This is a genomic window from Natronobacterium haloterrestre, assembly GCF_900112205.1.
Taxonomy (GTDB): Archaea; Halobacteriota; Halobacteria; order Halobacteriales; family Natrialbaceae; genus Natronobacterium; species Natronobacterium haloterrestre.
Genome location: NZ_FOKW01000012.1, coordinates 14,291 through 36,884, shown reverse-complemented (window position 1 = coordinate 36,884; position 22,594 = coordinate 14,291). Strand labels below are relative to the sequence as shown.

Here is a 22,594-nt window from a genome sequence, read left to right as displayed (position 1 = left end):
TTCTGGTGCCGGGCCAGGCCTGTACTGCAGGGATCAGGCGGTGCCATTCGATTCGACCCCGCGGCCGACGCCCGAACGGTACCGGCGCGGGCCATCGATGGGACGTCGTCGCCTCCATCTCCGACGACTGACGACTCGCGGGAACCGAGTTCCCTGCCGTCGTAACGGATCCCGTTCCTTTCGGCTAACCGATGATTACACCCATACTGCTGTAAATGTACAGCTATCAGCTGTACCTGTACAGCCCGCTGACCGGTCCGCCGTTCGATCCCGCTGGAACTGTACGAAACAATCAATCAACCGACCGTTTCGGTGCGGTTCGAACGTCCCCGTTTCCGGAACCGTCCCCTGCCGAACGCGGTCGGTCGACCGGCGGGCCGTCGGGTGCGGACTCGAGCACCCGACGCGTGTCCTCCCCGTGGAGCGGCGAATCCACCGGCGAATGGTTACGACGTCGAAACGCCGCGGGCGACGGGGGCGAGAACGTCGGTCCGACTCGTCGCGGCGACGGCACCTCAGGCGGTCAACACCGGACGATCCGCCGTCCTGACGACGCGTTCCGCCACGCTGCCGATCTTCCCCGTGCGTTCGTGACTCTGGCCCTGGAACCCGATCACGACCAGGTCGGCGTCGAGTTCCTCGGCTTTCTTCCGGACCTCCTCCCAGGGTCGCCCGTGACAGACGGTGGACTCGCACCGGATCCCCACGTTGTCCGCCCGGTCCGCGAGTTCCTCGAGCATCGCCTGGCCCTGCTCCTCGAGTCGGGTGAGGACGATCTCGGCGCTGCTCAACGCGGGTTCGCCGTACCGGTGGGTCTCGACGCAGTACAACGCGTGTACGTCGGCGTCGTACCGGTCGGCGAGCGTCAGTGCGTGTTCGACCGCGCGATTCGCCGGGTCGCTCCCGTCCGTCGGAACGAGTATCGTGTCGTACATCGGTGTAACGGGTTCCACGTCGAAAGGCGACAAATAGCTCACACCTCGATGGCTGATATGTCCGGACACGCGACGCTCTCAGGCGGTCAGCACCGGCCGGTCGACGTACCTGACGACACGCTCCGCGACGCTGCCGATCTCGCCACCGGATCCCAGCCCGCGGTTCCCGAGGACGATCAGATCGGCGTCGACCTCCTCCGCGAGGGCACCGATCTCCTCGTGGGGGCGACCCTGGCGGAGTTCCCGGTGTACGTCGACGGGCGCTCGAGCGGCGATATCGGAGAGGATCTCGTTCCCCCGGTCCTCGAGGTCGGAGACGACCTCGCCCGAGTCGTTCACCACTGAACCGCCGTACCGTCGGGTGTCGACCACGTACGTCGCGTGGAGGTCGGCGTCGAACGTCGACGCGAGGTCCATCGCGTGTTCGGCCGCACGGTCCCCAGGTTCGCTGCCGTCGGTCGCGACGAGGATCGTATCGTACATGCGGTCGGTAGCCACCACAGGTGGCGGCATATAGTTTACACTGCACACCGCGGTCCACCTGGACCCGGTCCCGGGCGAGTCGGGGCCGGGCTACTCGACGACCAGCACCGGTACCTCGGCCCGCGAGACGACCCGCGCCGTCGTGCTCCCCAGTAATCGGTCGTCGGCGTCGCCGGCGGCCCGGCCTCGCGTCCCCATGACGACGAGGTCGGCACGGACGTCCGTCGCGTACTCGAGCAGTTCGTCGGCCGGGACGCCGCGGCGAACGGCCGTCGCCGCCTCGAGGTCGCGTTCCGCGGCCGCGGCCGCGACGAACTCGGTCGCGTTCTCGCCGCCCTCAGAGAGCAGGCCGACGATGCTCCGGGGCGCGTCCTCGAGGTCGTAGATCGTCGCGTCGACGACGTAGACGGGCCGGATCTCAGCGTCGTACCGCTCTGCGAGCTCGAGGGCGCTGTCGGCGGCGCGCTCGGCGGCGTCGCTGCCGTCGGTCGGGACGACGACCCGCTCGAGTTCGGGTTCGTCCGGGGTATCGGCCGTCAACGGTACGGAAAGCACCGGCACGTCGCCGAGCGTGATCACGCGCTCGGTGGTACTCCCCATGCGAGCGCGTTCCTCGCCCACTCGCGTTCGACCGTGGGTCCCCATCGCGATCAGGTCGACGTCGTGTTCGTCGGCGTACGCGAGGATCGACCGGTGGGGAACACCCTCCCGAACCTCGCGGGCGGTCTCGAGCCCCCGCTCTTCGGCGCGGTTCGTGACCTGAATCGTCGCTTCGCGGCCGCGGGGCTCGGAGTGGGCCGACGCAGCCTCGAGTTGGTCGGCATCGAGGTCGGCGTCGATGGCGCCGATCCCTTCGTCGACGACGTACAGGGCGTGGACGGCCGCGCCGTACGTCTCGGCCAGGTCGATCGCACGGGCGATCGTCGCCTCTGCGCCGGCGCTGCCGTCGGTCGGGACGAGCACGGTGTCGACGGATATCATGGTCCTGTCCGATAGTTCGTGACGTACCACTATCAAGCCACCCCGTCGGAGGGGCCCCCGCCTCACCGAACGATGGTTATCGAGACCGGAACCCGACGGACCACCGTCTCGGAGACGCTTCCATACAGCGGCCGCCGCTCGTCGGGCCGGCCGTGGGCACCGATGACGACGTGGTCGACGTCCTCCTCGGTGGCGTACTCGACGACGAGACGCCCCGGGTCGCCGATGTCGGACTCGGTCGTCACCTCCCGATCGTACTCGTCGGCGACGGCTTCGACTTCCGAGAACAGGCGATCGGTCGCTTCCTCGACCGAGCCGTACCACTCGTCGGTGCCGATCATCGGCTCGTAGGCCGACGGCGAATCGACGAGGGAGTCGCGCCCGTAGCCGGGGTCGAAGAGGTCGACCACGTGGTAGACGACCACCTCGGCCTCGGGGTACTCTCGAAGCGCGTGGCGAAGCGCCCGGAACGATAGCGGCGAACCGTCTACCGGGACGAGCACCGTACTGACCATACGCGAGTATTCGAGCGGAACGACCATAGTGTCGGGGGGCGCACCCGACCCGTGGGAGCAGGGTAGCGGTATTTTCCCGACGGTCGTCGATATCCTCACAGGAGCTGCTGCTCGAACCAGTCGGCGGCCACGTCGGCGACTTCCTCGAGTTCCCCCTCGCCCTCGAAGAGGTGGCCCGCGCCCTCGACGACGTGTACCTCGTGTTGGCCGGCCAGCGCGTCGGTCGCCTCCCGGTTTAACCGCAGCACCTGTTCGTCCTCGCCACCGACGATCAGGAGCACCGGCGCGGTGACCTCGCCCAGTCGCTCCGAGGCGAGGTCGACCCTGCCGCCGCGGGAGACGACGGCGTCGACGTCGCCCGAGTCGGGGCGGGCCGCCGCGCGCAACGCCGCCGCGGCCCCCGTGCTCGAGCCGAAGTAGCCGTACCGGACGTCCGGGTCCGTCGCCTCGCTGTCGCGGAGCCATTCGGTGGCCGCGACCAGCCTGTCGGTCAGCAGGGGGATGTCGAACCGGTTCTCGCGGTCCCGGTCTTCGGCTTCGGTCAGCAGGTCGAACAGCAGGGTCCCCAGTCCCCGGTCCCGGAGCGCGTCGGCGACGTAGTTGTTTCGCGGGCTCTTCCGACTGCTTCCGCTCCCGTGTGCGAAGACGACGACGCCGTCCGCGTCCGCCGGGACGGCGAGGTCACCCTCGAGTTCGACGTCGTCGACCGGAATCGTGGTGTAGTTCCTCGCGGACATTTCTCGTGGTCTCTGTGTGCCGACCTCCACCCCTCGGGCTCGAGGGGCCGATCCGCCCAGGTCGGCCGTTCAGTTGATGTCGATCGTCCGACCCGTCGGCTCCGTCGTCTCCCGCTTCGGAAGCATCAGTGTCACGACGCCGTTCCGGTACGTCGCCTCGACGGCGTCCTCCTCGACCGGGTGGGGGAGGCTGACGGAGCGACTCAGCGATCGACGCTCGCGTTCGCTTCGGATGTACATGTCCTCGTCCGCTTCGTCGGACTCCTGGGTCGTCTCCCGCTCGCGCTTTGCAGTGATGTGAACCGTATCGTCCGAGAGCCGCAGCTCGATGTCCTCTTTCTCGAATCCGGGAACGTCGGCCGTCAGGAGGAACTCGTCGCCGCGGTCGGCGAGATCGATCCCCATCCGCTCGGTCGCCGTCGCCGGCGTTCCGAACTGATCGACGTTCCACGTCTCGAGGGCCTGTTCGAACTGCCGTTGCATGCGCTCGAACTGGCGCTCGAGGCTTTTGAATGGGTTGTCGTCGGTTGCCATGTGTATCCGGGGCACGCTCCCCGGTGAACGCTCCACCGGGCGGCGAGTTAAACGTTTCATCGGTCCCGTGGACATACGGGGCTGTCCGTGGTCGATCCGAAACGTGATCGGGACCGAATCCGACGGCTGTGGCGACGCTGGCCGCGCTGCTCTCGGGGCAGGCGGCCAGGCGGACGCCGATCGTCGTCCCGCGGGACCTCGAGTACGAGACCGACGAGCACGCCCGGATCGAGGCCGATGTCGACACGATCCGGAGCGGGCTCGTCCCGACGGTGAAACGGACGATCCAGGTCAAGCTCCTCGAGAAGCTCCCCATCGGGTTACCGTAGGCCGAGCACCGCCGACCGTTCGCCGGTTCCGCTACCTGACGACGATTACCGGGACCGGTGCGCGCCTGACCACCGTCTCGGCGACGCTGCCCAGCAACACACGGGTGGTCCCGCGGCGACCGTGGCTGCCGATGACGACCTCGTCGACGTCCGCCTCGTCGACGTAGTCCGTGATCTCCCGGGCCGGCTTGCCGACGACCGAGTCCGTGTCGATCGAGGCCCCGTGGTCGTCGGCGATCTCCCGGGCGTTCTCGAGCAACGTCTCGGCTTCCGCCTCCAGGTCTTTTAGGTAGTCCCGGTCGGCGAACCACGCGTCGACGCTCGTCTCGTAGGGATCGATCACGTGCAGTGCCGTGATGTCCGCGTCCGGGTACTCCGCGAGTGCATACTCGAGTGCCTGTTCCGCCGGATCGGAGTCGTCGATCGGGACGAGGACGTGCATATCCGGGGGTTCCACGTCAGCGTATAAAAATTTGGAACCGGGAGGTCGTCTCGCGGCTTCCCGTTCTTTTAGCCCCCGGTCTCGAGGTATCGGGCCGGGACGTACGGACGCACCGGAGCCGGGATCAGTCCCACCAGCCGCTCGGCGAGCGCCGCGAGCCGCTTTCGAAGGACGACGTAGACGGCCGAGGCGGCGAACAGGCCGACGACGACCGTCGCGACGGCGTCGCCGCCGGCGGTCGCCACCGGGACCGCCGCGACCCCGGCGAGCGCGAGGTCCTCGGGCGCACCGTCGTACCGGACCAGTCGCCGGGGGCGGAGCCACCGCCCGTGGAAGTGGCTGTAGACGGCCCGGTCGGAGGTCCCCTCCCAGGGGCGCAACTCGAGACCTCCCCCGAGCGCGTCGGTGACGGCGTGCAACGCCGCGGCGGCGAGCCCGACGGCGGCGCCGATAGTCCACGTCGAGGGAGACAGGGCTGCAATCGCAAGCGCCGATCCGGCGGCGATCGAGGCGTAGACGGGGTAGTGAAGCGTTTTCCGGTGGCCGGCATAGAGGTCGAGGTCCGGCGCGAGACCGCCGACGAGCCCCGCGAGGAACGCGGCGGGTGCGTGTTCGGGAGCGACCGCGAGGACGGGCACGGCCAGGAGCATCCCCCACAGCGCGTGCGTCGTGGCCATCATCGTGTCCTCTCGTAACCGACGGAATGACAAGAGCGTTCCGTCTGGGAGAAGGTAGAGAGGGATACCGCTTTGGGCGCGTCGTTCGAATGCCCGGTATGGATCGGACGGACGACCTGGGCGCGTTGCTCTCGGAGACGGGGCCGAACGCCGTCGCCGGCTGGCTCCTCACCGGCGTGTTGTTACTGACGGCGGCCCTGACCGCTCTCGAGGGTGCGTTCGACTGGACGGTCATCGCGACGGCGGTCGTCGCGATCGTCCTGTTACCCGGGCTGGTGTTTCGCGATCCGCGGGTCATGCCGCCGTGGGAACTCGTCGCGATCGTCGCCGTGCCGATCCTCTGGCAGGCCCTGCTCGGCCGGGCGTTCGCGACCGATCTGCCGACCTATCTCGCGGTCGCCGCGCTGGCGCTTTTGATCGCCGCCGAACTCCACCAGTTCACGGCCGTTCGAATGAACCGGACGTTCGCCGTCGTCTTCGTGGTCGTGACGACGCTCGCCGTCGCCGGGCTCTGGAACGTGTTCCGGTGGCTGGCCGATACGTTTCTGGGGACGGCCTTCCTCCTCGACGGCCGCTCCGCGACCGCGATCAACGCGGCTGTCATGCTCGAGTTCGTCTACGCGGGGATCGCCGGGATCGGCAGCGGCGTCCTCTTCGACCGCTACTTCCGCTCGCACAACGGCGGGCCGACCGACCGCACGTACGTGCCGCCCCGACCCCGGACCGAGGTCGAGGTGGAGGACGAACCGGCCGACGACACCGAGACGTCGACGCTCAGGGACCGACTCGGGCTCTCGAGCCGCGGCCAGCGACGAGCGAGCAGGGCCATGCAAGCCGTGCTCGCGGGCGTCCTGCTCTGGGGGCTCTACGCTCGCGACCTCACGACGATCGCCAACGCCGCGGTCGCGCTCGCGATCACGTTCGTCCCGGCGATCCTCGAGCGGGAGTACGACCTCCCGATGGACCCGGGGCTCGTGCTCTGGATCACGGCCGCTGTCTTCCTGCACGCGCTCGGCTCGGCGGGCCTGTACGACGCGGTCGGGCCGTGGGATCACCTCACCCACGCGCTGTCTGCGTCGGTCGTCGCCGCGGCAGGCTACGCCGTCTTCCGGGCCGTACACGTCCACACCACCGACGTCTACATCCCGCCGAAGCTGATGACGACGTTCATCCTGCTGTTCGTACTCGCGGCCGGGGTGAGCTGGGAAATTCTCGAGTTTGCGGTCGACCAGAGCGCGATCCGTCTGGGACTCGACGCCGTACTCGCCCAGTACGGGATCGACGACACCATCGTCGATCTCGTCTTCAACGCCGTCGGCGCGGTGATCGTCACGCTGTGGGGGACGGTGTACCTCACGGACGTCGTCGACTCCATCTCCGAACTGCTCGAGCACCGATACGGGACCGACTGACGAGTGCCCGGGTCGTCAGGCCGTCACGTCGTCGTCCGGCCACGGCGTCGTCGCGACGTCAGCCAGCCACGGTCACGTCCTCGCGGGCGTGCCGGTCCGGACCGATCGACCCGCGTACGCGACGTAGCCCGCGAAGATCAGCGCCAGTACGCCGGCGACGACGGTGCTCCACAGCAGCGTCTGGCTCCCGATCCCGAACGCGAAGGGCACGGCCGCGGTCCACAGCCCTAGGAGCGCGGCGAGGGACATGACGCCGACGCAGGTCGGGAGCGCGCTGACGAGTCGGTAGTAGTTGTAGCCCGCGAGCAGGAAAACCGCCGCCCCCACGATACGCAGCTATTGTTGTTTCGGCAACACTACTGTCGAGTACCGTCCGTCGACCGCCGCGAGTCGAACCCGAGTGGCGTTCAGAACGCAGTTACGAACTCCGGCGGTCCGCCCAAAACCACCGGAAAGGCATCTGTTCCGACGGTAGCGTCGGTCTCCATTCTGGTCCGACCGAACCGGAAGTAGTCCCCGATTACGGGTTCCCGACGGCGGCTGGCCGATGCTCGAGCGACCCAGTGAGTCGCGGTCCCTACACCGCCGCGGAGATGGGGCGGCTTCTCAGCCGGTGACCCATCCCCAAACCGTTAGCCGACTACCGAACGTACGGTGGCCCGATGGCGAGCGTCATCCTGCCGACGTTCGAGTGGACGACGTCGTGCGAACAGCTGGCCGGGCAACTCGAGCCCGCGGACGAACTGCTGGTCGTCTGCGATAGCGAGGACGACCCGGTGGCGAGCGCCGACCTCCCCGAGGAGTCTCGACTGCTGGTCGCCGGCGAGCCGGAGGGGTGTTCGGGCAAGGCAAACGCCGTCGCGCTCGCGCTCGAGCACGCCTCCCAGGACCGGATCGTGCTGACCGACGACGACGTCGAGCGCGACGAGGAGTGGCTGGCCACGATCAAGCGCCTCGGCGAGGAACACGGGACCGTGACGGCGATCCCGGTCTTCTACAGCGAGGACTACCCGTTCAAACTGCTCGAGCCGCTCTGTATCGTCGTCGCCTCGTTCGTCGTCGACTGGACGAACTGGGTGACCTGGGGCGGCGGCGTCACCTTCGATCGGCGCGAGATCGACCTCGAGGGATACATCGCCGACCTCCGTCGAACGGTCTCCGACGACGCCCTGCTGGCGGAGTACACCGACGACGTCGTCGCCTCGCGGGAGCTCGTCGATCCGGTGAGGGTCCCGGGCGGCCCTCGAGTCACCTACGAGCGGGTCACGCGATTCGTCACGATCTTCTACCGGTTCGCGCCGCGGCGAACGCTCGCGATCCTCGGAATCTTCCTCGCCGTCGTGGCGGCCGGCCTCGTCGCGCCGCTGCTGGTCGCCGTGAGCGTCACGTCCCTCGCGCGCGACCGGTACCGCGCGCTCGGCGTCGAGCGGAAGACGTGGCTCTTCGCAGTGCCGTCCTTGCTCCTCGCACCGCTTTTCGGTATCGCCGGGATCGTTCGCCCGACGTTCGTCTGGGGCGGTCGGCGCTACCGCTGGCCGGACACGTTCGACGTGACCGTCGTCGAAAACGAAACCGAGTAGGCGTTCCGCCGCCGGTTCGGAGCCGGCAGACGTGAGCCGGCGGACTGCAACCGGCGGACTGCAGCCGGCAGACGGCATCCGGCCGACGCCGAACGGCGAACTCACCCACCCTCGTCCTCGAGGCCCTTACTCCTCGAGCAGCCAGCCGAACCGCTTCTCCCAGTACTCCTCGCCCGGCGGCTTCTTCGTGCGACCGTAGGTCTTCTCGTCGCGAATCTGCCGCTCGAGGACGTCCTGCGCCTCGTTGAGCGCGTGTTTGGCTCCGAACCCTTCGCCCGAGGCGACGTACAGCCCCCGGTCGGTGTGGAGACGGACGCGCGCGAGCAGGAGTGGTCGACCCCGGCGTTTCTCGTCGTGTTCGTGCAGGTGGACCTTCGCGTCCAGGAGGTTCATCCCGCCGTCCCGATCGTCGAAGGTCTCGATCATCTCGACGATCTCGTCGTAGGTCAGGTCGTCGATCAGGTCCGTGCCGTACACCTGTACGGCCCGGTTGCCGCCGGCCTCCCAGGTGAGCGAGTCGAGCACGTCGGTCTTGGTCACGATCCCGGACGGCGACCCGTCGGGGTCGTCGGGATCGGTCACCACGAGCGACGAGGCGCCGATCTCGAACATCTCGTCGACAGCCGTATCGAGGGTCTCGGACGGCCCAACCGTCCGGACCGGCGACGCCATCACGTCCTGGACCGGGAGATCGAGCATCCGCTCGAGTTCGCCTTCCCGCGCGCCGTACCCGCCGCGGCGCGTCCGGCCCATGCTCGAGGAAATCTCCCCGCCGAAGGGGTCGACGCCGCCGGCGTCGCCGCCCTGGCTCTGGACCTCGGCGCGGACCGTCAGATCCGTCACGTCGTAGAGGCTACAGATCCCGACGGCCGACCCGTCTTCGACGACCGGCAGGTGCGTGATGCGGTTCTCACGGAAGACGTTCAGCGCCTCCCCGAGGCTCGACTCCGGATCGAGCGCGACGAGATCCGTCGAGCAGGCGTCGGCGACGGTCGCCGCGTCCAGGTAGGGGCGAACCTTCTCGAGGACGTCGTCGACGGTGACGACGCCGATCAACTCCCGGTCGTCGAAGACCGGGAGCAAGCGTGAGTCGGTGTCGATCATCAGCTGTGCCACCTTCCGGATGTCCTCGTCGGGGGCGAGCCTGGGGACGTGCCAGACCAGCGACCCGAGCTTTTCGTTCGGTTGCCGGTGCGACGTGGCGAGCTGTCGGCGCGTGACCACTCCTTCGAACTCGTCCTCTCCTCGCACCACGACACCTTTGACGTCGGTATCGGCGAAGGTGCCGACGAGCTTCGAGACGGTAGTGTCCGGGGTGAATTCGACGTACTCCTCCGAGACGATATCGGCAATATTCATGGCTGTGAGTATCGTGTCCGCGGTGCCGCGCTGTGTTCGACGATCGATGCGCGATGGTCGGCGTTCGGTGTCAGTACCCGGTAGTTCGGTCTACGGTGTGCCCTTCCGAGTGACGAGTGACGCCTCCACGTGAGCGTTCGATACCGAGTCCCAAATACCCGGGCGGTCGTTCCCGCCGGCTCGGAGTTGCCGCAACCGGAATCGGTTCACGGACGTCCGGTATCGACGCTCCGTCTCCGGCGGGTTCGGCCGATCGTGGGTCAGGGCAACAGAGCAAAGATCCGGGTCGTCGTAGCCGTCTACATGTACGAGTACGACGACGTTCTCATCGCGACCGACGGGAGCGACGTGGCCGCGGACGCCGCGGACGCGGGGATCACCCTGGCCCGAACGCTCGAGGCGTCCGTTCGCGCCCTGTCCGTCGTCGAAGAGGGGTTCAGGAGCGGCCGTCGACGTGATCGACGCGAGGCCGCCGCGGAGGAGGTCGTGACGCGCGCGAGGGAAGCGGGTCGGAAAGCCGATGCCACCGTCCGTACCGGCCGGCCAGCCGACGAGATCCGCGAATACGCCGACTCGATCGACGCGGACCTGCTCGTCGTGGGGACACACGGCCGGACCGGGCTGCGCCAGGCACTGCTCGGTAGCGTCGCCCTCGAGGTGATCCGGGACGCCGAACGGCCGGTGATGACGGTCGGCGCGGCGTCCCGGCGCTCCGGCGGTCCCGACCTCGAGAACGCGTCCGTGGACGAGGGCGACGCCGTCGAAGGGGTCTGTCTCGCCACTGACGGCTCGATCGGATCGGCCGCGGCGACCGACCGCGCGCTCTCGCTCGCCGAGGCCTGCGATGCCCGGCTGCACGCGCTGTACGCGGTCGACGCCGACGACGATACGCTCGGAGACGAACGCCGGAGCGGACCCTCGAAGCTCCGGGACGCGTTCGAGGAACACGGGAAGCGGACGACGGCGGCCGTAGCCGATCGGGCCGGCGACCGCGGCCTCGAGACCGTCGAAGCGATCGAACGCGGCCCGCCGACGGAGGTAATCCTCGAGTACGTCGACCGGACCGACGTCGACCTGCTCGTGATGGGGACCGAGAGCAAGTCGAACGTCGAGCGCCTCGTCGTCGGCAGCGTCTCCCAGCGGGTGGTGCCGAACGCGAGCGTCCCCGTGCTGACGGCCCGAACGCTCGAGGACGAGTCGGACACGTCGTAACCGCCGTCCGGGTCGTTCGAACACGGCCCTTCACTATTACCACCCCCCACTGTTATTCGCCGTCGCGGGGAAGGGGCTAGCGATGCGAGACGCGATCGATTCGATACTACTCCCGACGGACGGCAGCGAGAACGCACTCGTGGGTGCGAAACGCGGACTCGACGTCGCGGTCGCGGCCGACGCGGAGGTACACGTACACGTCCTCTCGGTCGTCGACGGCTCCGAGTTCGACGGGATCGGGACGCTCGAAGACGGGACGGACGAAGCAGGGATCCGCGAGGCCGCCGCCTCAGAGGCCGAAACCGCCGTCGAAGCCGTCGCGCAGCGAGCGCGCGAGCGCGACGCGGGGCTCTCGGTCACGACCGCGACCGAAGATGGGGTGCCGTACCGCGTCATCGCCGACTACGTCGCGGAGGCCGGGATCGACGCCGTCGCGATGGGGACGAAAGGGCAGTCAGGCGTGCGCCGCGTGCTACTGGGCAGCGTCACCGAGAACGTCCTGCGAACCGTCGACGTGCCCGTACTGGCCGTCCCGCCGACGGAGACGGAAACCGAGACGTCGCTGACGGCCGACACCGTCGACGATGTGTTGTTACCGACCGACGGCAGCGAGGGGGCGATGGCCGCGGTCGACTGGGGGGTCCAAACGGCATCGGCGTTCGACGCCACCGTCCACGCGCTGTACTCCGCGGACACGAGTCACGTTCCCGGCAACGTCGCCCCCGACGAGATCCTGGCCGGACTCGAGGAGACCGGACGGGAAGTTCTGGACGCGGTCCGGGACCGGGCGCGGGAGGCCGGCGTCAGCGTTCAGGGAACGGTCGCGAACGGGCCGCCAGCGCGCGTGATCCGTGACTACGCCGACGACGGGATCGACCTGATCGCCATCGGCACCCACGGGCGCTCGGGCCTCGAGCGTCACCTGCTCGGGAGCGTCACGGAGTCGGTCGTCCGTTCCGTCGACGTGCCGGTGTGGTGCGTGCCGCTGGCCGCGCGCGACGACGACGCCTGACGACTGACGGTCCCCGTCCGCGGCCCGATCTCGGGGGTGACTAGCGGGCACAAAGAGAGCGGGAGACGGGCAGACCCAGGCGGCAACCTGAACGCAGCGCCGTCGTTACTGGAACATTCCCGTCTGGACCTGCTGCTGTGTTCCTTGCTGTTCTTCGGCCATCTGCTGGTACTGCTTGGCGACCTGTTGCATCCGCTGCTGGATCTCGTCGGCCTGCTCGTCCAGCGCCGTCGTATCGATGTCGAAGTCGACCAGCGGCTCGAGGGCGTTCTCGATCACCGACTTCGCCGCCCCCGGATCGGGCAGGAACGGGTGGGAGCGAACGATCAGCAGCGCCGCGGGGACGTCGGCCTGGAAGCACTCCCGAACCAGCGTCCCCGTGATGCCGCCGACCAGCCCCGGCTCCTCGGGGACGGTGATGCCGGCGTCGACGAGGTCGGTCCGGATCTCGTCGTTCGTCGCGACCCCAGTGACCTCGCCGAGTCGCTCCTCGGACTGGGCGGGCGCGCCAGCGAGGAAGATCGCCCGCTCGAAGTCGTCGGCCAGTTCCTCGAGGACGCACTCGGCGAGGGGTTCGAACGCCTGTGGCGGGAGCGCGAGGTCGCTCTCGAGGGTCATCACGGCGGGGTTCTCGCCGGCGTAGACCCGGACCAGGTCCTGAACGAGGCCGTCCTCGAAGGTGACGACCGGGGGGAACGCGTCGGAAGCGACGTTCCCGTAGTGCTCGAGGCCGAGTTGGTCCGTGATCTGGTCGACGGCGATCGACGCGACGAGGCCGTGTCCGGGGAGCCCCTCGATCAGCGTGGGCGACTCCGCCGGTACCTGTGCAACCTGTTCGAACGACGCGGAGGGGGTCTGGTCGGCCATACGTGTCATGGTACCTCGAGTCACGTAATGAGTGTATGGCTCGTTCCAGGTTACTGGCATCCGCCATCTTGCGATCGTTCCGGCGAGGGTCGAGGGCGGTTCCCGACGGGAACGCAGCACACGAGAGCGTCCCCGCAGCGACGCGACGAACGGAGGTGATCGTGGTCCGACCGATGCGTCGCTTCGCCCCGTCACCGGGCCACGGTCACTCGAATCGAACGGAGCGCCGGTACTCGAAGAGAGGGCCGAAATCGGCTTTTATCCTGTCCAGTAGCACACGATTCTCACGTCTCTCGATACTGTGCGAGGGCCCCTTCCGTCGCGTGTTCGACCGGGCATAGATGAGGTACCAGAGTACCCCGAAGACGACGAACAGGGCGCTCAGCAGAATTTCGATCGGAGCCATGAACCCGATCAGGCCGAAGGAGAAGAGTGCACCCAGGACGGGGACGACGGGGTAAACGACGCGATAAACCCCGCGAGAACGAAGGCGGCAGCGGCCGCTTGACCCGCCGTTGCGGCCGCTGACGCCGGCAGGACGAAAATCCCGGCACAGACCATGACGCCGACGCCGATCGCGAACGCGGAGAGTAGCCCGAGTTCCCGCGAGAGTTCCTCGTCGTCGCGACTCATGCTCGGATCGGGTACCGTGGTATCCGATCCCGGTCCATAAAAAGCCCACTTACGGTCCCCGAGTCGGGGGACCGTTAGCGGATCCCGTCGGTACCCGCACCGCCGGCCACACCCCATCCGTCGGTCTCGCCGTAGCGTTGTCAGTGACGGGTGCTCGAGCGACAGTACGCCCGCGTTCGGAGTTCGAGCGCCGTCCGGACCCACCTCCCGCCCGCTCGCGGTGGAAAACGTTAGGGAACTCCGTGATGCGGGGTCTGTATACCGGTCACCGATGTCCAAACACGTTCTCGTCCCGGTCGACGGTTCCGAACAGGCAACGCGGGCGCTCGAACACGCCCTCGAGTCGTTTCCCGACGCGTCGATCACGGTGCTGACCGTCTTCTCGAGGGGGCCACCGGAAGCCCATCTCGAGACTGCGGGGCTGGATTACGACGAGTTACGAGCGAGACGACGCGAGATGCTCGCGAAACTGATCGCCGAGTACGAGCACGGCGGGCCGATCGAAACGGCGGTGGTCGTTGGCCAGCCGGCCCGTGAGATCGTTAGGTACGCCGACGACCACGATGTCGACCGGATCGTCATGGGCAGCCACGGTCGTGACGGAGCCTCTCGAGTGCTCCTCGGGAGCGTCGCCGAGACGGTCGCCCGTCGGGCACCGGTCCCGGTAACGATCGTCAGGTGATCCCGGGTTCCGGAGCCGAGGCCGGCGAGGATCGCGACGTCGAGCGTGTGGCTGCGGGCGACGCGACCTCAGTCCATCGTTGGAGTTCCCCGGATCAGGGTTACCGTTCGTGGCGAGCGACGCGCGACCCGTTCCGCGACGGATCCGGTTATCAGTCGCGACGGCAGCGAGCGTCCGTGGCTGCCCATGACGATCTGAGCGTACCCGTTCGCCACGGCGTAGTCGATGATCTCTTCGGCGGGCGTCCCGGATGTGGTCGCCGTCTCGATCGACGCCTCTCGTTCGTCCGCACGCGCCGTCGCCGACTCGAGGACCTCCTCGGCGCGGTCCTCGTAGTCGGCCCGAACCTCCTCGAGGTAGGTCCCCTCGACGGCCTCCGGGGACCGATCGAACGGGAGTTCGAGCACGTGAAACGCGGTGTGTGAGCCGCCGGGAAACGTCTCGAGTGCGTACTCGAGTGCGGCCTCGGCCTGTTCCGAACCGTCGACGGGAACCAGGATCGGTCCGGGGAGCTCCCGGTCTCGCAGCGCCGCCGTCGATTCGGGCACGATCGTCGTCGAGACGGGGGACCGGCGCAGGACGGCCTCGCTCACGTGGCCGAGAAACGGGCTCGTGATCGGTGATTCGCCGTGGCTCCCCAGCACGACGTGGTCGATGTCTTCGTCGGTCACGACCGTGAGGATCTCGGTGTGTGGACGGCCGGTTCGGCCCAGGGTCCGTATCTCACGACCGTGATCGCCTGCCCGGTCGATCGCGCGTTCGAGGACCGCGTCCCGTTGCGCCTCGGCACGCTCCATCGGTGATTCGGACGACCCCACCGTCGCGGTGTGATCGTGCGTGGGATCGACGACGGAGAGTGCGGTGATCGACGCGTCGGGAAACGACTCGAGGCTGTACTCCAGACCGGCGAACCCGTGGTCCGAGCCGTCGAGCGGAACGAGGACGTGCTGTGGCATGGCTATCGTCGGTGCGAGCGGTGGCTCGCCCGAACGGCTCGACCTTCCATGGCGACCCGTATAAACCCGAACCACGGTCGCTCACCGAGGGTCGGTCGCTGCTCGGGTCGAGGGCCGCCAGTGTCGACCGAGAGCGGCGACGCCCGGCCCTCACCGAACGATCGTGACCGAAACGGGGGACCGACGGGCGACCGTCTCCGCGACGCTTCCGAGCAGCACCCTCGACACCCTCGATCGGCCGGTACTTCCGATGACGACGTGATCGATGTCGTGATCGTCGATGTAGTTCCGAATGGTTCGTGCGGTGTGGCCCTCGGTGAGCGCCGTCTCGATGTTCCGATCGTGCTCGGCTGCGATCTCCTCGGCGTCCTCGAGAAACCCTTCCCCTTTCTCTCTGGCGTACTCGTAGGGCGTCGTCTTCGGATCGGACGGGATTCGCGTGACCTGTATCACGTGGAGAGCGTGGATCTCGGCGCCGGGAAACAACTCGAACGCCGATTCCAGTGCTCGCTTTGCTTCCGCCGAGCCGTCGACCGGGACCAGTACCCGAGTCATACTCCCTCCACGCGAGGGATCGGCAAGTTCGTTTGCCCACACGATCGAGAGCTGATAGGTCCGACGTTCGGCGCTCGGACTGCCGCCCTCGTTCGGCGTGCAGTATCGCACACCGGCGTGACGTGGAAGTCGTCCCGCCGGGTCGTGTCGAAACGGCATCGATTCTTTGCCCCCGATTCCACCGAGGCCAAGCGACCGGCGGCAGTGTGCCGGAACTCATACGGTTTACTGTCCGTCAGTTCCGGCGCAGCCGCGACTCGGCGGCGGACGAGGCGGTTGCGCCGCGAAATCGGTACAGCAATCCGTATCAGTACCGGTCGTAGTACCGATCCAGCACGCGCTCGAGGGCGGCGAGCAACGCGCCGAAGGTCGCAAGGGCGAGGCCGATCTGCCCCCAGTGGACGAGCGCCAGCGGGACGACGTCGAAGAGCACCCCGACGGGCGTGTACAGCAAGAAGAGTTGCAACCCGAGCGCGACCGCCACGCCGATCACGAGCCACCGATTGGAGAACGGCCCGTGTCCGTATCGCCAGCGGACCGCCTGGATGCCGGCGATCTCGAAAACCACGAGCGACGTGAACACGATCGTTCGCGCGAGTTCGACGTCCGCCCGGTGGACGTAGAACAGCGGCATGATCGTCGCCGCGATGAGGGCCCCGACGCCCAGAACCGAGACCGTGATCCGGTCGGTGATCACCCCCTCGTCGGGCGGTCTGGGCTGCCGGTCCATGACGTCGTCGGTCGCCGGATCGACGCCCATCGAGAGGGCCGGAAGGCCGTCGGTGACCACGTTGATCCAGAGGATCTGTACGGGAGTGATCACGAGCCCGAACCCGAGCAGCGAGCCGGTGAACACGAGCAACACCTCGCCGGCGTTCCAGCACAGCAGGAAGTTGACGAACTTGCGGACGTTGTCGAAGATCCGGCGACCGCCTTTTACCGCGTCCCGGATCGTCGCGAAGTTGTCGTCGAGGAGCACGGCGTCGGAGGACTGTTCGGTGACGTCGGTCCCGCGGATCCCCATTGCAACGCCGACGTCGGCGTTTTTCACCGCGGGCGCGTCGTTGACCCCGTCGCCGGTCATCGCCACCGTGTGGCCTTTCTCCTGTAACGTCTGGAGGATCCGCGTCTTGTGCGCGGGAGACGTGCGCGCGACGATGTCGACGTCCTCGACGGCCTCGCGCAACTCGTCGTCGTCCATCCCCTCGAGGTCGGGGCCCGCGAGGACGCGCGCCGAGCGGAGGCCGATCTCCTCCCCGACCGCGCGGGCCGTCGCAGCGTTGTCGCCGGTCACCATCACCACGTCGATCCCCGCCGACAGACAGGCATCGAGCGCGTCAGCGACCTCGGGACGCGGGGGGTCGAGCATCCCCTGCAGCCCGAGAAACACCAGGTCCGTTTCGAGCTCCTCGTCCGGATCCTCGACCTGCGATTCCGGGACCTCGGGCTCGAACGCGAACCCCATCACGCGGAACGCGTCGGCCGCGAGCGACTCGTACCGCCGTTCGATCTCCGCCCGGCGGTCGTCCGAGAGGGGAACGATCTCGCCGTCGACGAGTTCGCGGTTGCATCGCTCGAGGACGACCTCCGGTGCGCCCTTGGTGTAGGCGACCGCGTCGCCGTACCGCTTTTCGTCGGGCGTCCGATGGACCGTCGTCATCCGCTTTCGCGCCGAGGTGAACCCGATCTCGCCCACGCGGGGGTATGCGGACTCGAGTTCCCGACGGTCGAAACCGGCCTTCTGGGCGGCGACGAACAGCGCGATTTCGGTGGGGTCGCCGAGGTAGGCTCGTTCACCGTCATCGTCGTCGTCCTCGCCGGAGACGTCGTCAGCGCGTTCGCGTCTCCCGATCTCGACGTCGTTACAGAGCATCCCACAGCGAAGCACCTCGGCGACGCACTCGGTCTCGACCGGCTCGCCGTCTCGGAGCAGCTCGCCGTCGGCGTCGTAGCCCGTCCCCGTCACCTCGTACCCCTCGCGGTTGGTGACGATCCGCTGGACGGTCATCTCCTCCTCGGTGAGCGTCCCCGTCTTGTCCGTACAGATGACGTCGACGGAGCCGAGCGCCTCGACGACCGGGAGCCGACGAACCAGCGCGTTGCGGTCGGCCATCCGGCGAGCGCCGAGCGCGAGCGAGAGCGTGACGACAGCCGGGAGCCCCTCCGGAACGGCGGAGACGGCGATCCCCACCGCCGTGAGGAACACCTGCAACGGGTCCGTGTCGCCGACGAGGAGTTCGGCGACCGCGATCACCGCCACCGCGCCCGCGACGCCGGCGGCGATGATCTTCCCCAGTCGGTCCATCTCCGCCTGGAACGGCGTCTCGCGCTCTTCGGCTTCCTCGAGCGCGGTCGCGATCCGTCCGATCTCGGTGTCGGAGCCGGTCCCCACGACGACGGCCCTCCCCGACCCCCGTTCCACGACGGTGTCTTTGTAGAGGAGGTTCGTCCGGTCGGCAAGCGACGTCTCCGGATCGACGATCCCGGTGGTTTTCGAAACCCCGACGCTCTCGCCGGTCAGGGCGGACTCGTCGACGCGCAGGTCCGACGCCTCCACGATGCGGGCGTCCGCCGGCACGACGTCGCCGGACTCGACGAAAATCACGTCGCCGGGTACCAGCCGCGTGGCGTCGACCTCCCGCTTCTCGCCGCCACGCCGGACCAGGGCATAGGTCGTCGACAGCTCCTGGAGCGCGCGGATGCTTTGCTCGGCGCGGTAGTCCTGGACGAAGCCGAACAGCGTGATGAAGACGACGATCGCGGCGATCACCCCCGCGTCGAGCGTGTGTCCGACGCCGGCCATCACGACCGCCGCGACGATCAGCACCCAGATCAGCGCCGAGGCGTACTGCTCGAGCAGGATGCCGAGCGAGGAGACCCCCTCCTCGGCTTCGATCTCGTTCGGACCCTCGCGCTCGAGGCGGTCCCGCGCCTCCGACGGCTCGAGTCCCTGATCCGAAGTCGCCAGTGCGTCGTAAACCTCCTCGACGTGACTGGCGTGCCAGTCGCTGTCAGACTCCGGTCTCGCTCGTTCGTCGTACGCTGCTCGTGACACGTGTGCGTCGAGGGGAGTGGGTTGCGGTGTGCGTGCCGATACTGCGGGGGAAGATATCGCCGTCTGCTGTCCCGAACCATCCGGCCAGCGGTGGCCCCGCCGCGGAGCGTCGCCTCCTACCCGAACGGCCTTCCGCTCGAGACCGGGCCGGGCCGTCGAACCGCCGTCGCCGCCGAACTCGACGCTGGGTGAGTGGGGTCCGGACGATCGCGGGCCGTCCCTACGACGATGACCGTCTTAATACCCTGGCGCCCATCTGGAACCGGTTCAGCGCCGACTCCGCCCTCGGGCGGTCCCTCTCGAATGCCGTCGTCGATGGAAAATCAGCCGACGTCCGCCGGGATCGGGCGTCGACGACCCGCGATCCGGACGCACCTGCGGCAAACGTGGGGGTATTGTTAACACGGTGGACGTTGAGGCGACGGATGCATGTCAGAATCCGTTCATCGGCTGGAACCGCTGGATCGACGCCCGCTCGCCGACCAGACCTGTCTGGTAACCGGGTCCTCGCGCGGGATCGGTCGTGACATCGCACTCGAGTTCGCCAGGTGTGGGGCCGACGTGGTCGTGAACTACCGCAGTTCCGACGAGAAAGCCAGGGAGGTGACCGAGCGGATCCGGGAGAACGACGAGACGGCGATCGCGGTGGGTGCCGACGTCTCGGATCCGGACGACGTCTCCGAGATGGTCGAACGGGTCCACGAGGAGGTCGGGCAGGTCGACGTCCTGGTCAACAACGCGGGGATCACGATCGATCGGAAGTTCGAGAACATGACCTACGAGGACTGGACGACGGTCATGGAGGTCAACCTCAACGGGACGTTCAACTGCACGAAGGCGTTCTACGACGACATCAAGGACGCCGACAGGGGACGGCTCATCAACATCTCGAGCGTCGTCGGTCAGCAGGGCAACTACGGGCAGGCCAACTACGCGACCTCGAAGGGCGGACTGATCGCGTTCACCCGAACGATCGCGCTGGAACTGGCGAGACACGGGTCGACGGCCAACTGCGTCGCGCCCGGGTTCACCGAGACGGACATGCTCGAGAAAGTTCCCGAGCGGATCCGGGAGCAGATCCGGGACGACATCCCGCTGAACCGGTTCGCCGATACGACGGACATCGTCGGGATGGTGCGGTTCCTCGCGACGGATTACGCCGACTACATGACGGGTCAGGTCATCGGGATCAACGGCGGAATGGAGTGGTAGCGGAACTCACCGGGGTCGTCCCCATCCTCATTCCCCTCACCGGACTGCCGTTTTCGGCGCCGAGCACCCCGGAACGGACCGAAAGCCGTTCGGGTTTCCCTCGGCCCGCGGGAGTCGGGACGACGTATTATATCGGATGCGAACGTATCGCCGACCATGAGCGATAGCATCCTCGTCCCGTACGATGGATCGGCGCCGTCGAAAGACGCCCTCGAGTACGCCTTCGAGAAGTTCCCGGACGCGGACGTCACCGCCCTGTACGTCGTTCCGGCCCCCGAAGGCTACTGGGGCGCGTTCGACGATACCACGGAGGTAACGCCCGACGACGAGGCCCAGGACCGAGGGCAGACGATCCTCGACGAGGCCGCCCAGCGGGCCGCCGAACACGACCGCGAAATCGAGACCGAAGTCGCGACAGGGGAACCCGACCGCGAGATCGTCGAGTTCGCGGAAGACCACGGGGCCGACACGATCGTCATCGGGAGTCACGGCCGCGAGGGCGTCTCGCGGGTCCTGCTGGGCAGCGTCGCCGAGACGGTCGTCCGCCGCTCGCCGATTCCGGTCGCGGTCGTCCGGTGACGCCGGCGCGAGGCCGACCGGAACGGACGAACGCGGAACCCGGAACCCGGAACCCGAACCCGAACCCGGTCCCGGTCCCGGTCCCGTTCACGACCTCGACCTCGAGTCGCTCGACTCGCTCCCCGTCCCGACCGCCGGTAGCCCGGCCGCGGGCGAGGCACTCGAGCGAGCGAGCCGGCGGCTGCTCGGAGCGTTACCGACCGCCCTCCGGCCCTCGCCGATCCCCGTGCTCGTCGTGGCCGCGCCGTCTTCGGGTGAGAGGCCGGGCGTAGGTTTACTACCGTTCCCCGCATGGGTTCGATCACCACTCCGATACCGATGTCACGATCGACTTCGATTCTGGTCCCCCACGACGGGTCCGGGCACGCACAGTCGGCGCTGGAGTACGCTCTCGAGACCTTTCCGGACGGACGGATCGTCCTCTTTCACGCGATCGACCCGTTCGAACGGGCCGACGACGAAGACGAAGACGAAGACGAGGACGGGGACGAGGACGAGGATGGACTGACTCCGCTGACCGAAACCTGGCACGAGAACAAGCGGGAAGCGGCGTCTGAACTCTTCGCGGAGGCCCTCGAGGCCGTCGACGTCGACCCCGAGGACGCCGAAATCGAGACGGCCACCGCGGTCGGCGCTCCGCCACAGACGATCGTCGGCTACGTCGAGGACGCCGAGGTCGACCAGGTCGTGATGGGGAGCCGCGGTGGAAGCAACCGGGGGACTGCGACGGACCTGCGGCTCGGCAGTACCGCGGAGGTCGTCGTCAGGCGGGTCGAGGTTCCGGTCACCGTCGTGCGGTAAGCGGCGCGACGCAGTCGCCCGTTCCCGTTGATCTGGCTCGGGCCGGTGTACCGTCCGGCCGCCGGAAACGGCGGTCAGAGCGCCTCCACGTCTCGAACGACGGTGACGGACACGGGCGCGCGTCGGACGACGACCTCGGCGACGCTGCCCAGCAGCAGCCGCGTCGGCCCGGTACGCCCGTGACTGCCGATCACGACGTGGTCGACGTCGTTCTCCTCGGCGTAGTCGACGATCTCGCGGCTGGGTTCGCCGGTGGTGCTTTCGGTCGTCACTTCGGCGTCGTATTCGGCCGCTATCTCCCGTACCTCCTCGAAGACCGATTCCTCCTCCTCGTGGGCCCGTTCGTACCACTCTTCGGACCCCTGCGGCGGCTCGGTTCTGACGTCGACCGGCGTCGGCGTGCTGTATCCGGGTTCGGACGGGTCCAGTACGTGGAGCGCGACCACGGTGGCGTCCTCGAACTCCTCGAGGGAGTGTTCGAGGGCCTGCCTGGACAGCGGCGAGCCATCGACTGGGACGAGTATCTTCCGGGACATCGGGGACCCGTACCTCGCGGAGGGGCAAAATAGTATGCGGGGGTGGCGACAGCGCCCTCGAGTCGATCTTATCGGACGACGGTGACCGGGACGGGGGCACGCCGGACGACCTGTTCGGCGACGCTGCCCAGCAGGATCCGCGACGCGCCCTTGCGGCCGTGGCTCCCGATCACGACGGCGTCGACGTCGTGTTCCGCCGCGTACTCGACGATCTCTCGGGCCGGGCGGCCGACGACGGTCTCCCGGGTGACGTCGTCAGGGTCGTGGCCGGCCTCGGCCGCGATGTCGACGGCCTCGTCGAACAGTCGCTCGGCGGCCTCTCGCCTCGTCTCGATCAACGAATCGTACGCGTAGAGGGATTCTTCGCCGTACATCGCCGTGGTGAGATCGACGACGTGTAGCAGGTGAAGATCGGTATCGTCGACCGGGTTCGATTCGACCGCGTGGGCGACCGCCTTCCGGGCGGGATCGGAATCGTCGATCGGGACCAGTACGTCCATACCCCTCGTT

26 protein-coding genes are annotated in these 22,594 nt (G+C 68.0%); 9 read left to right on the top strand and 17 right to left on the bottom strand.

Annotation, left to right across the window (positions count from 1 at the left end; genetic code table 11):
* Positions 1-515 precede the first annotated feature (515 nt).
* From BM113_RS18820 to BM113_RS18795, 6 genes are all read right to left on the bottom strand, one after another.
* Positions 516-935 carry a universal stress protein gene (locus tag BM113_RS18820; protein WP_089789554.1) on the bottom strand — a complete coding sequence of 140 codons (420 nt, stop codon included), beginning with the start codon at positions 933-935 and terminating at the stop codon, positions 516-518.
* A gap of 78 nt (positions 936-1,013) precedes the next feature.
* Positions 1,014-1,418: a universal stress protein gene (locus tag BM113_RS18815; protein WP_089789553.1), complete on the bottom strand. Its 405-nt coding sequence runs from the start codon at positions 1,416-1,418 to the stop codon at positions 1,014-1,016.
* Between the two features lie 90 nt (positions 1,419-1,508).
* Positions 1,509-2,399, bottom strand: a complete 891-nt coding sequence (locus tag BM113_RS18810) for a universal stress protein (RefSeq protein WP_089789552.1) — start codon at positions 2,397-2,399, stop codon at positions 1,509-1,511.
* 62 nt (positions 2,400-2,461) lie between these two features.
* The gene (locus tag BM113_RS18805) at positions 2,462-2,914 is read right to left on the bottom strand and encodes a universal stress protein (RefSeq protein ID WP_177209224.1); all 453 of its coding nucleotides are present in this window, start codon (positions 2,912-2,914) and stop codon (positions 2,462-2,464) included.
* A 95-nt stretch (positions 2,915-3,009) separates the two neighbouring features.
* The gene (locus BM113_RS18800) at positions 3,010-3,651 is read right to left on the bottom strand and encodes a dienelactone hydrolase family protein (RefSeq protein WP_089789550.1); all 642 of its coding nucleotides are present in this window, start codon (positions 3,649-3,651) and stop codon (positions 3,010-3,012) included.
* 69 nt (positions 3,652-3,720) lie between these two features.
* Positions 3,721-4,185, bottom strand: coding sequence for an Hsp20/alpha crystallin family protein (locus BM113_RS18795; protein ID WP_089789549.1), 465 nt, complete (start codon positions 4,183-4,185; stop codon positions 3,721-3,723).
* A gap of 128 nt (positions 4,186-4,313) precedes the next feature.
* Between BM113_RS18795 and BM113_RS18790 the strand changes: the two genes are divergently transcribed.
* Complete coding sequence (locus tag BM113_RS18790) at positions 4,314-4,514, top strand: hypothetical protein (RefSeq protein ID WP_245758108.1); 201 nt, start codon at positions 4,314-4,316, stop codon at positions 4,512-4,514.
* Between the two features lie 31 nt (positions 4,515-4,545).
* On the opposite strand, the gene BM113_RS18785 is transcribed toward BM113_RS18790, so the two are convergent.
* Complete coding sequence (locus BM113_RS18785; protein WP_089789548.1) at positions 4,546-4,956, bottom strand: universal stress protein; 411 nt, start codon at positions 4,954-4,956, stop codon at positions 4,546-4,548.
* A gap of 68 nt (positions 4,957-5,024) precedes the next feature.
* Positions 5,025-5,633: a hypothetical protein gene (locus BM113_RS18780; RefSeq protein WP_089789547.1), complete on the bottom strand. Its 609-nt coding sequence runs from the start codon at positions 5,631-5,633 to the stop codon at positions 5,025-5,027.
* 98 nt (positions 5,634-5,731) lie between these two features.
* Here BM113_RS18780 and BM113_RS18775 point away from each other — a divergent pair, with 98 nt between their 5' ends.
* Positions 5,732-7,045, top strand: a complete 1,314-nt coding sequence (locus BM113_RS18775) for a DUF2238 domain-containing protein (protein WP_089789546.1) — start codon at positions 5,732-5,734, stop codon at positions 7,043-7,045.
* Positions 7,046-7,117: 72 nt separating this feature from the next.
* Here the strand turns inward: BM113_RS18775 and BM113_RS18770 are convergent, their stop codons facing one another.
* Positions 7,118-7,372, bottom strand: a complete 255-nt coding sequence (locus BM113_RS18770; protein ID WP_245758107.1) for a hypothetical protein — start codon at positions 7,370-7,372, stop codon at positions 7,118-7,120.
* A 335-nt stretch (positions 7,373-7,707) separates the two neighbouring features.
* Here BM113_RS18770 and BM113_RS18765 point away from each other — a divergent pair, with 335 nt between their 5' ends.
* Entirely contained in the window at positions 7,708-8,625 is a 918-nt protein-coding gene (locus BM113_RS18765) for a glycosyltransferase family 2 protein (RefSeq protein WP_089789545.1), read from the top strand.
* Positions 8,626-8,751: 126 nt separating this feature from the next.
* On the opposite strand, the gene BM113_RS18760 is transcribed toward BM113_RS18765, so the two are convergent.
* Entirely contained in the window at positions 8,752-9,984 is a 1,233-nt protein-coding gene (locus tag BM113_RS18760; protein WP_089789544.1) for a CBS domain-containing protein, read from the bottom strand.
* A 303-nt stretch (positions 9,985-10,287) separates the two neighbouring features.
* On the opposite strand from BM113_RS18760, the gene BM113_RS18755 reads away from it, so the two are divergent.
* Positions 10,288-11,196 (top strand): universal stress protein, encoded by a 909-nt coding sequence (locus BM113_RS18755; RefSeq protein WP_089789543.1) that lies wholly within the window; start codon positions 10,288-10,290, stop codon positions 11,194-11,196.
* A gap of 82 nt (positions 11,197-11,278) precedes the next feature.
* Positions 11,279-12,208 carry a universal stress protein gene (locus BM113_RS18750; protein WP_089789542.1) on the top strand — a complete coding sequence of 310 codons (930 nt, stop codon included), beginning with the start codon at positions 11,279-11,281 and terminating at the stop codon, positions 12,206-12,208.
* A gap of 105 nt (positions 12,209-12,313) precedes the next feature.
* Here the strand turns inward: BM113_RS18750 and BM113_RS18745 are convergent, their stop codons facing one another.
* Positions 12,314-13,075, bottom strand: coding sequence for a proteasome assembly chaperone family protein (locus BM113_RS18745; RefSeq protein WP_089789541.1), 762 nt, complete (start codon positions 13,073-13,075; stop codon positions 12,314-12,316).
* A 414-nt stretch (positions 13,076-13,489) separates the two neighbouring features.
* Positions 13,490-13,708, bottom strand: coding sequence for a hypothetical protein (locus tag BM113_RS18735; RefSeq protein WP_089789539.1), 219 nt, complete (start codon positions 13,706-13,708; stop codon positions 13,490-13,492).
* 271 nt (positions 13,709-13,979) lie between these two features.
* Between BM113_RS18735 and BM113_RS18730 the strand changes: the two genes are divergently transcribed.
* Positions 13,980-14,390, top strand: coding sequence for a universal stress protein (locus BM113_RS18730; RefSeq protein ID WP_089789538.1), 411 nt, complete (start codon positions 13,980-13,982; stop codon positions 14,388-14,390).
* A 68-nt stretch (positions 14,391-14,458) separates the two neighbouring features.
* Here the strand turns inward: BM113_RS18730 and BM113_RS18725 are convergent, their stop codons facing one another.
* The 3 genes from BM113_RS18725 to BM113_RS18715 form a co-directional block, all read right to left on the bottom strand.
* On the bottom strand, positions 14,459-15,346 hold the full coding sequence (locus BM113_RS18725) for a universal stress protein (RefSeq protein ID WP_089789537.1): 888 nt from the start codon (positions 15,344-15,346) through the stop codon (positions 14,459-14,461).
* Positions 15,347-15,496: 150 nt separating this feature from the next.
* Positions 15,497-15,901, bottom strand: coding sequence for a universal stress protein (locus BM113_RS18720; protein WP_089789615.1), 405 nt, complete (start codon positions 15,899-15,901; stop codon positions 15,497-15,499).
* Between the two features lie 307 nt (positions 15,902-16,208).
* Positions 16,209-18,956, bottom strand: a complete 2,748-nt coding sequence (locus BM113_RS18715) for a cation-translocating P-type ATPase (RefSeq protein WP_089789536.1) — start codon at positions 18,954-18,956, stop codon at positions 16,209-16,211.
* A 429-nt stretch (positions 18,957-19,385) separates the two neighbouring features.
* On the opposite strand from BM113_RS18715, the gene BM113_RS18710 reads away from it, so the two are divergent.
* From BM113_RS18710 to BM113_RS18700, 3 genes are all read left to right on the top strand, one after another.
* Complete coding sequence (locus tag BM113_RS18710; RefSeq protein WP_089789535.1) at positions 19,386-20,168, top strand: beta-ketoacyl-ACP reductase; 783 nt, start codon at positions 19,386-19,388, stop codon at positions 20,166-20,168.
* A 156-nt stretch (positions 20,169-20,324) separates the two neighbouring features.
* Positions 20,325-20,747 carry a universal stress protein gene (locus BM113_RS18705; protein ID WP_089789534.1) on the top strand — a complete coding sequence of 141 codons (423 nt, stop codon included), beginning with the start codon at positions 20,325-20,327 and terminating at the stop codon, positions 20,745-20,747.
* Positions 20,748-21,065: 318 nt separating this feature from the next.
* Positions 21,066-21,548 carry a universal stress protein gene (locus tag BM113_RS18700; protein ID WP_089789533.1) on the top strand — a complete coding sequence of 161 codons (483 nt, stop codon included), beginning with the start codon at positions 21,066-21,068 and terminating at the stop codon, positions 21,546-21,548.
* 74 nt (positions 21,549-21,622) lie between these two features.
* Here BM113_RS18700 and BM113_RS18695 read toward each other — a convergent pair whose 3' ends face one another.
* Together BM113_RS18695 and BM113_RS18690 are read right to left on the bottom strand one after the other, a co-directional pair.
* Positions 21,623-22,084: a universal stress protein gene (locus BM113_RS18695; RefSeq protein WP_089789532.1), complete on the bottom strand. Its 462-nt coding sequence runs from the start codon at positions 22,082-22,084 to the stop codon at positions 21,623-21,625.
* A 68-nt stretch (positions 22,085-22,152) separates the two neighbouring features.
* On the bottom strand, positions 22,153-22,584 hold the full coding sequence (locus tag BM113_RS18690; RefSeq protein ID WP_089789531.1) for a universal stress protein: 432 nt from the start codon (positions 22,582-22,584) through the stop codon (positions 22,153-22,155).
* Positions 22,585-22,594: the final 10 nt, after the last annotated feature.

Coding starts and splice junctions, on each gene's coding strand:
- BM113_RS18785 (WP_089789548.1), bottom strand. CDS start 4,956: ATGCACGTCCTCGTCCCGATCGACGACTCCGATCCGGCGGAACAGGCA.
- BM113_RS18815 (WP_089789553.1), bottom strand. CDS start 1,418: ATGTACGATACGATCCTCGTCGCGACCGACGGCAGCGAACCTGGGGAC.
- BM113_RS18720 (WP_089789615.1), bottom strand. CDS start 15,901: ATGACTCGGGTACTGGTCCCGGTCGACGGCTCGGCGGAAGCAAAGCGA.
- BM113_RS18735 (WP_089789539.1), bottom strand. CDS start 13,708: ATGAGTCGCGACGACGAGGAACTCTCGCGGGAACTCGGGCTACTCTCC.
- BM113_RS18725 (WP_089789537.1), bottom strand. CDS start 15,346: ATGCCACAGCACGTCCTCGTTCCGCTCGACGGCTCGGACCACGGGTTC.
- BM113_RS18820 (WP_089789554.1), bottom strand. CDS start 935: ATGTACGACACGATACTCGTTCCGACGGACGGGAGCGACCCGGCGAAT.
- BM113_RS18765 (WP_089789545.1), top strand. CDS start 7,708: ATGGCGAGCGTCATCCTGCCGACGTTCGAGTGGACGACGTCGTGCGAA.
- BM113_RS18805 (WP_177209224.1), bottom strand. CDS start 2,914: ATGGTCAGTACGGTGCTCGTCCCGGTAGACGGTTCGCCGCTATCGTTC.
- BM113_RS18755 (WP_089789543.1), top strand. CDS start 10,288: ATGTACGAGTACGACGACGTTCTCATCGCGACCGACGGGAGCGACGTG.
- BM113_RS18700 (WP_089789533.1), top strand. CDS start 21,066: ATGTCACGATCGACTTCGATTCTGGTCCCCCACGACGGGTCCGGGCAC.
- BM113_RS18800 (WP_089789550.1), bottom strand. CDS start 3,651: ATGTCCGCGAGGAACTACACCACGATTCCGGTCGACGACGTCGAACTC.
- BM113_RS18775 (WP_089789546.1), top strand. CDS start 5,732: ATGGATCGGACGGACGACCTGGGCGCGTTGCTCTCGGAGACGGGGCCG.
- BM113_RS18795 (WP_089789549.1), bottom strand. CDS start 4,185: ATGGCAACCGACGACAACCCATTCAAAAGCCTCGAGCGCCAGTTCGAG.
- BM113_RS18705 (WP_089789534.1), top strand. CDS start 20,325: ATGAGCGATAGCATCCTCGTCCCGTACGATGGATCGGCGCCGTCGAAA.
- BM113_RS18745 (WP_089789541.1), bottom strand. CDS start 13,075: ATGGCCGACCAGACCCCCTCCGCGTCGTTCGAACAGGTTGCACAGGTA.
- BM113_RS18750 (WP_089789542.1), top strand. CDS start 11,279: ATGCGAGACGCGATCGATTCGATACTACTCCCGACGGACGGCAGCGAG.
- BM113_RS18690 (WP_089789531.1), bottom strand. CDS start 22,584: ATGGACGTACTGGTCCCGATCGACGATTCCGATCCCGCCCGGAAGGCG.
- BM113_RS18710 (WP_089789535.1), top strand. CDS start 19,386: ATGTCAGAATCCGTTCATCGGCTGGAACCGCTGGATCGACGCCCGCTC.
- BM113_RS18760 (WP_089789544.1), bottom strand. CDS start 9,984: ATGAATATTGCCGATATCGTCTCGGAGGAGTACGTCGAATTCACCCCG.
- BM113_RS18780 (WP_089789547.1), bottom strand. CDS start 5,633: ATGGCCACGACGCACGCGCTGTGGGGGATGCTCCTGGCCGTGCCCGTC.
- BM113_RS18730 (WP_089789538.1), top strand. CDS start 13,980: ATGTCCAAACACGTTCTCGTCCCGGTCGACGGTTCCGAACAGGCAACG.
- BM113_RS18695 (WP_089789532.1), bottom strand. CDS start 22,084: ATGTCCCGGAAGATACTCGTCCCAGTCGATGGCTCGCCGCTGTCCAGG.
- BM113_RS18810 (WP_089789552.1), bottom strand. CDS start 2,399: ATGATATCCGTCGACACCGTGCTCGTCCCGACCGACGGCAGCGCCGGC.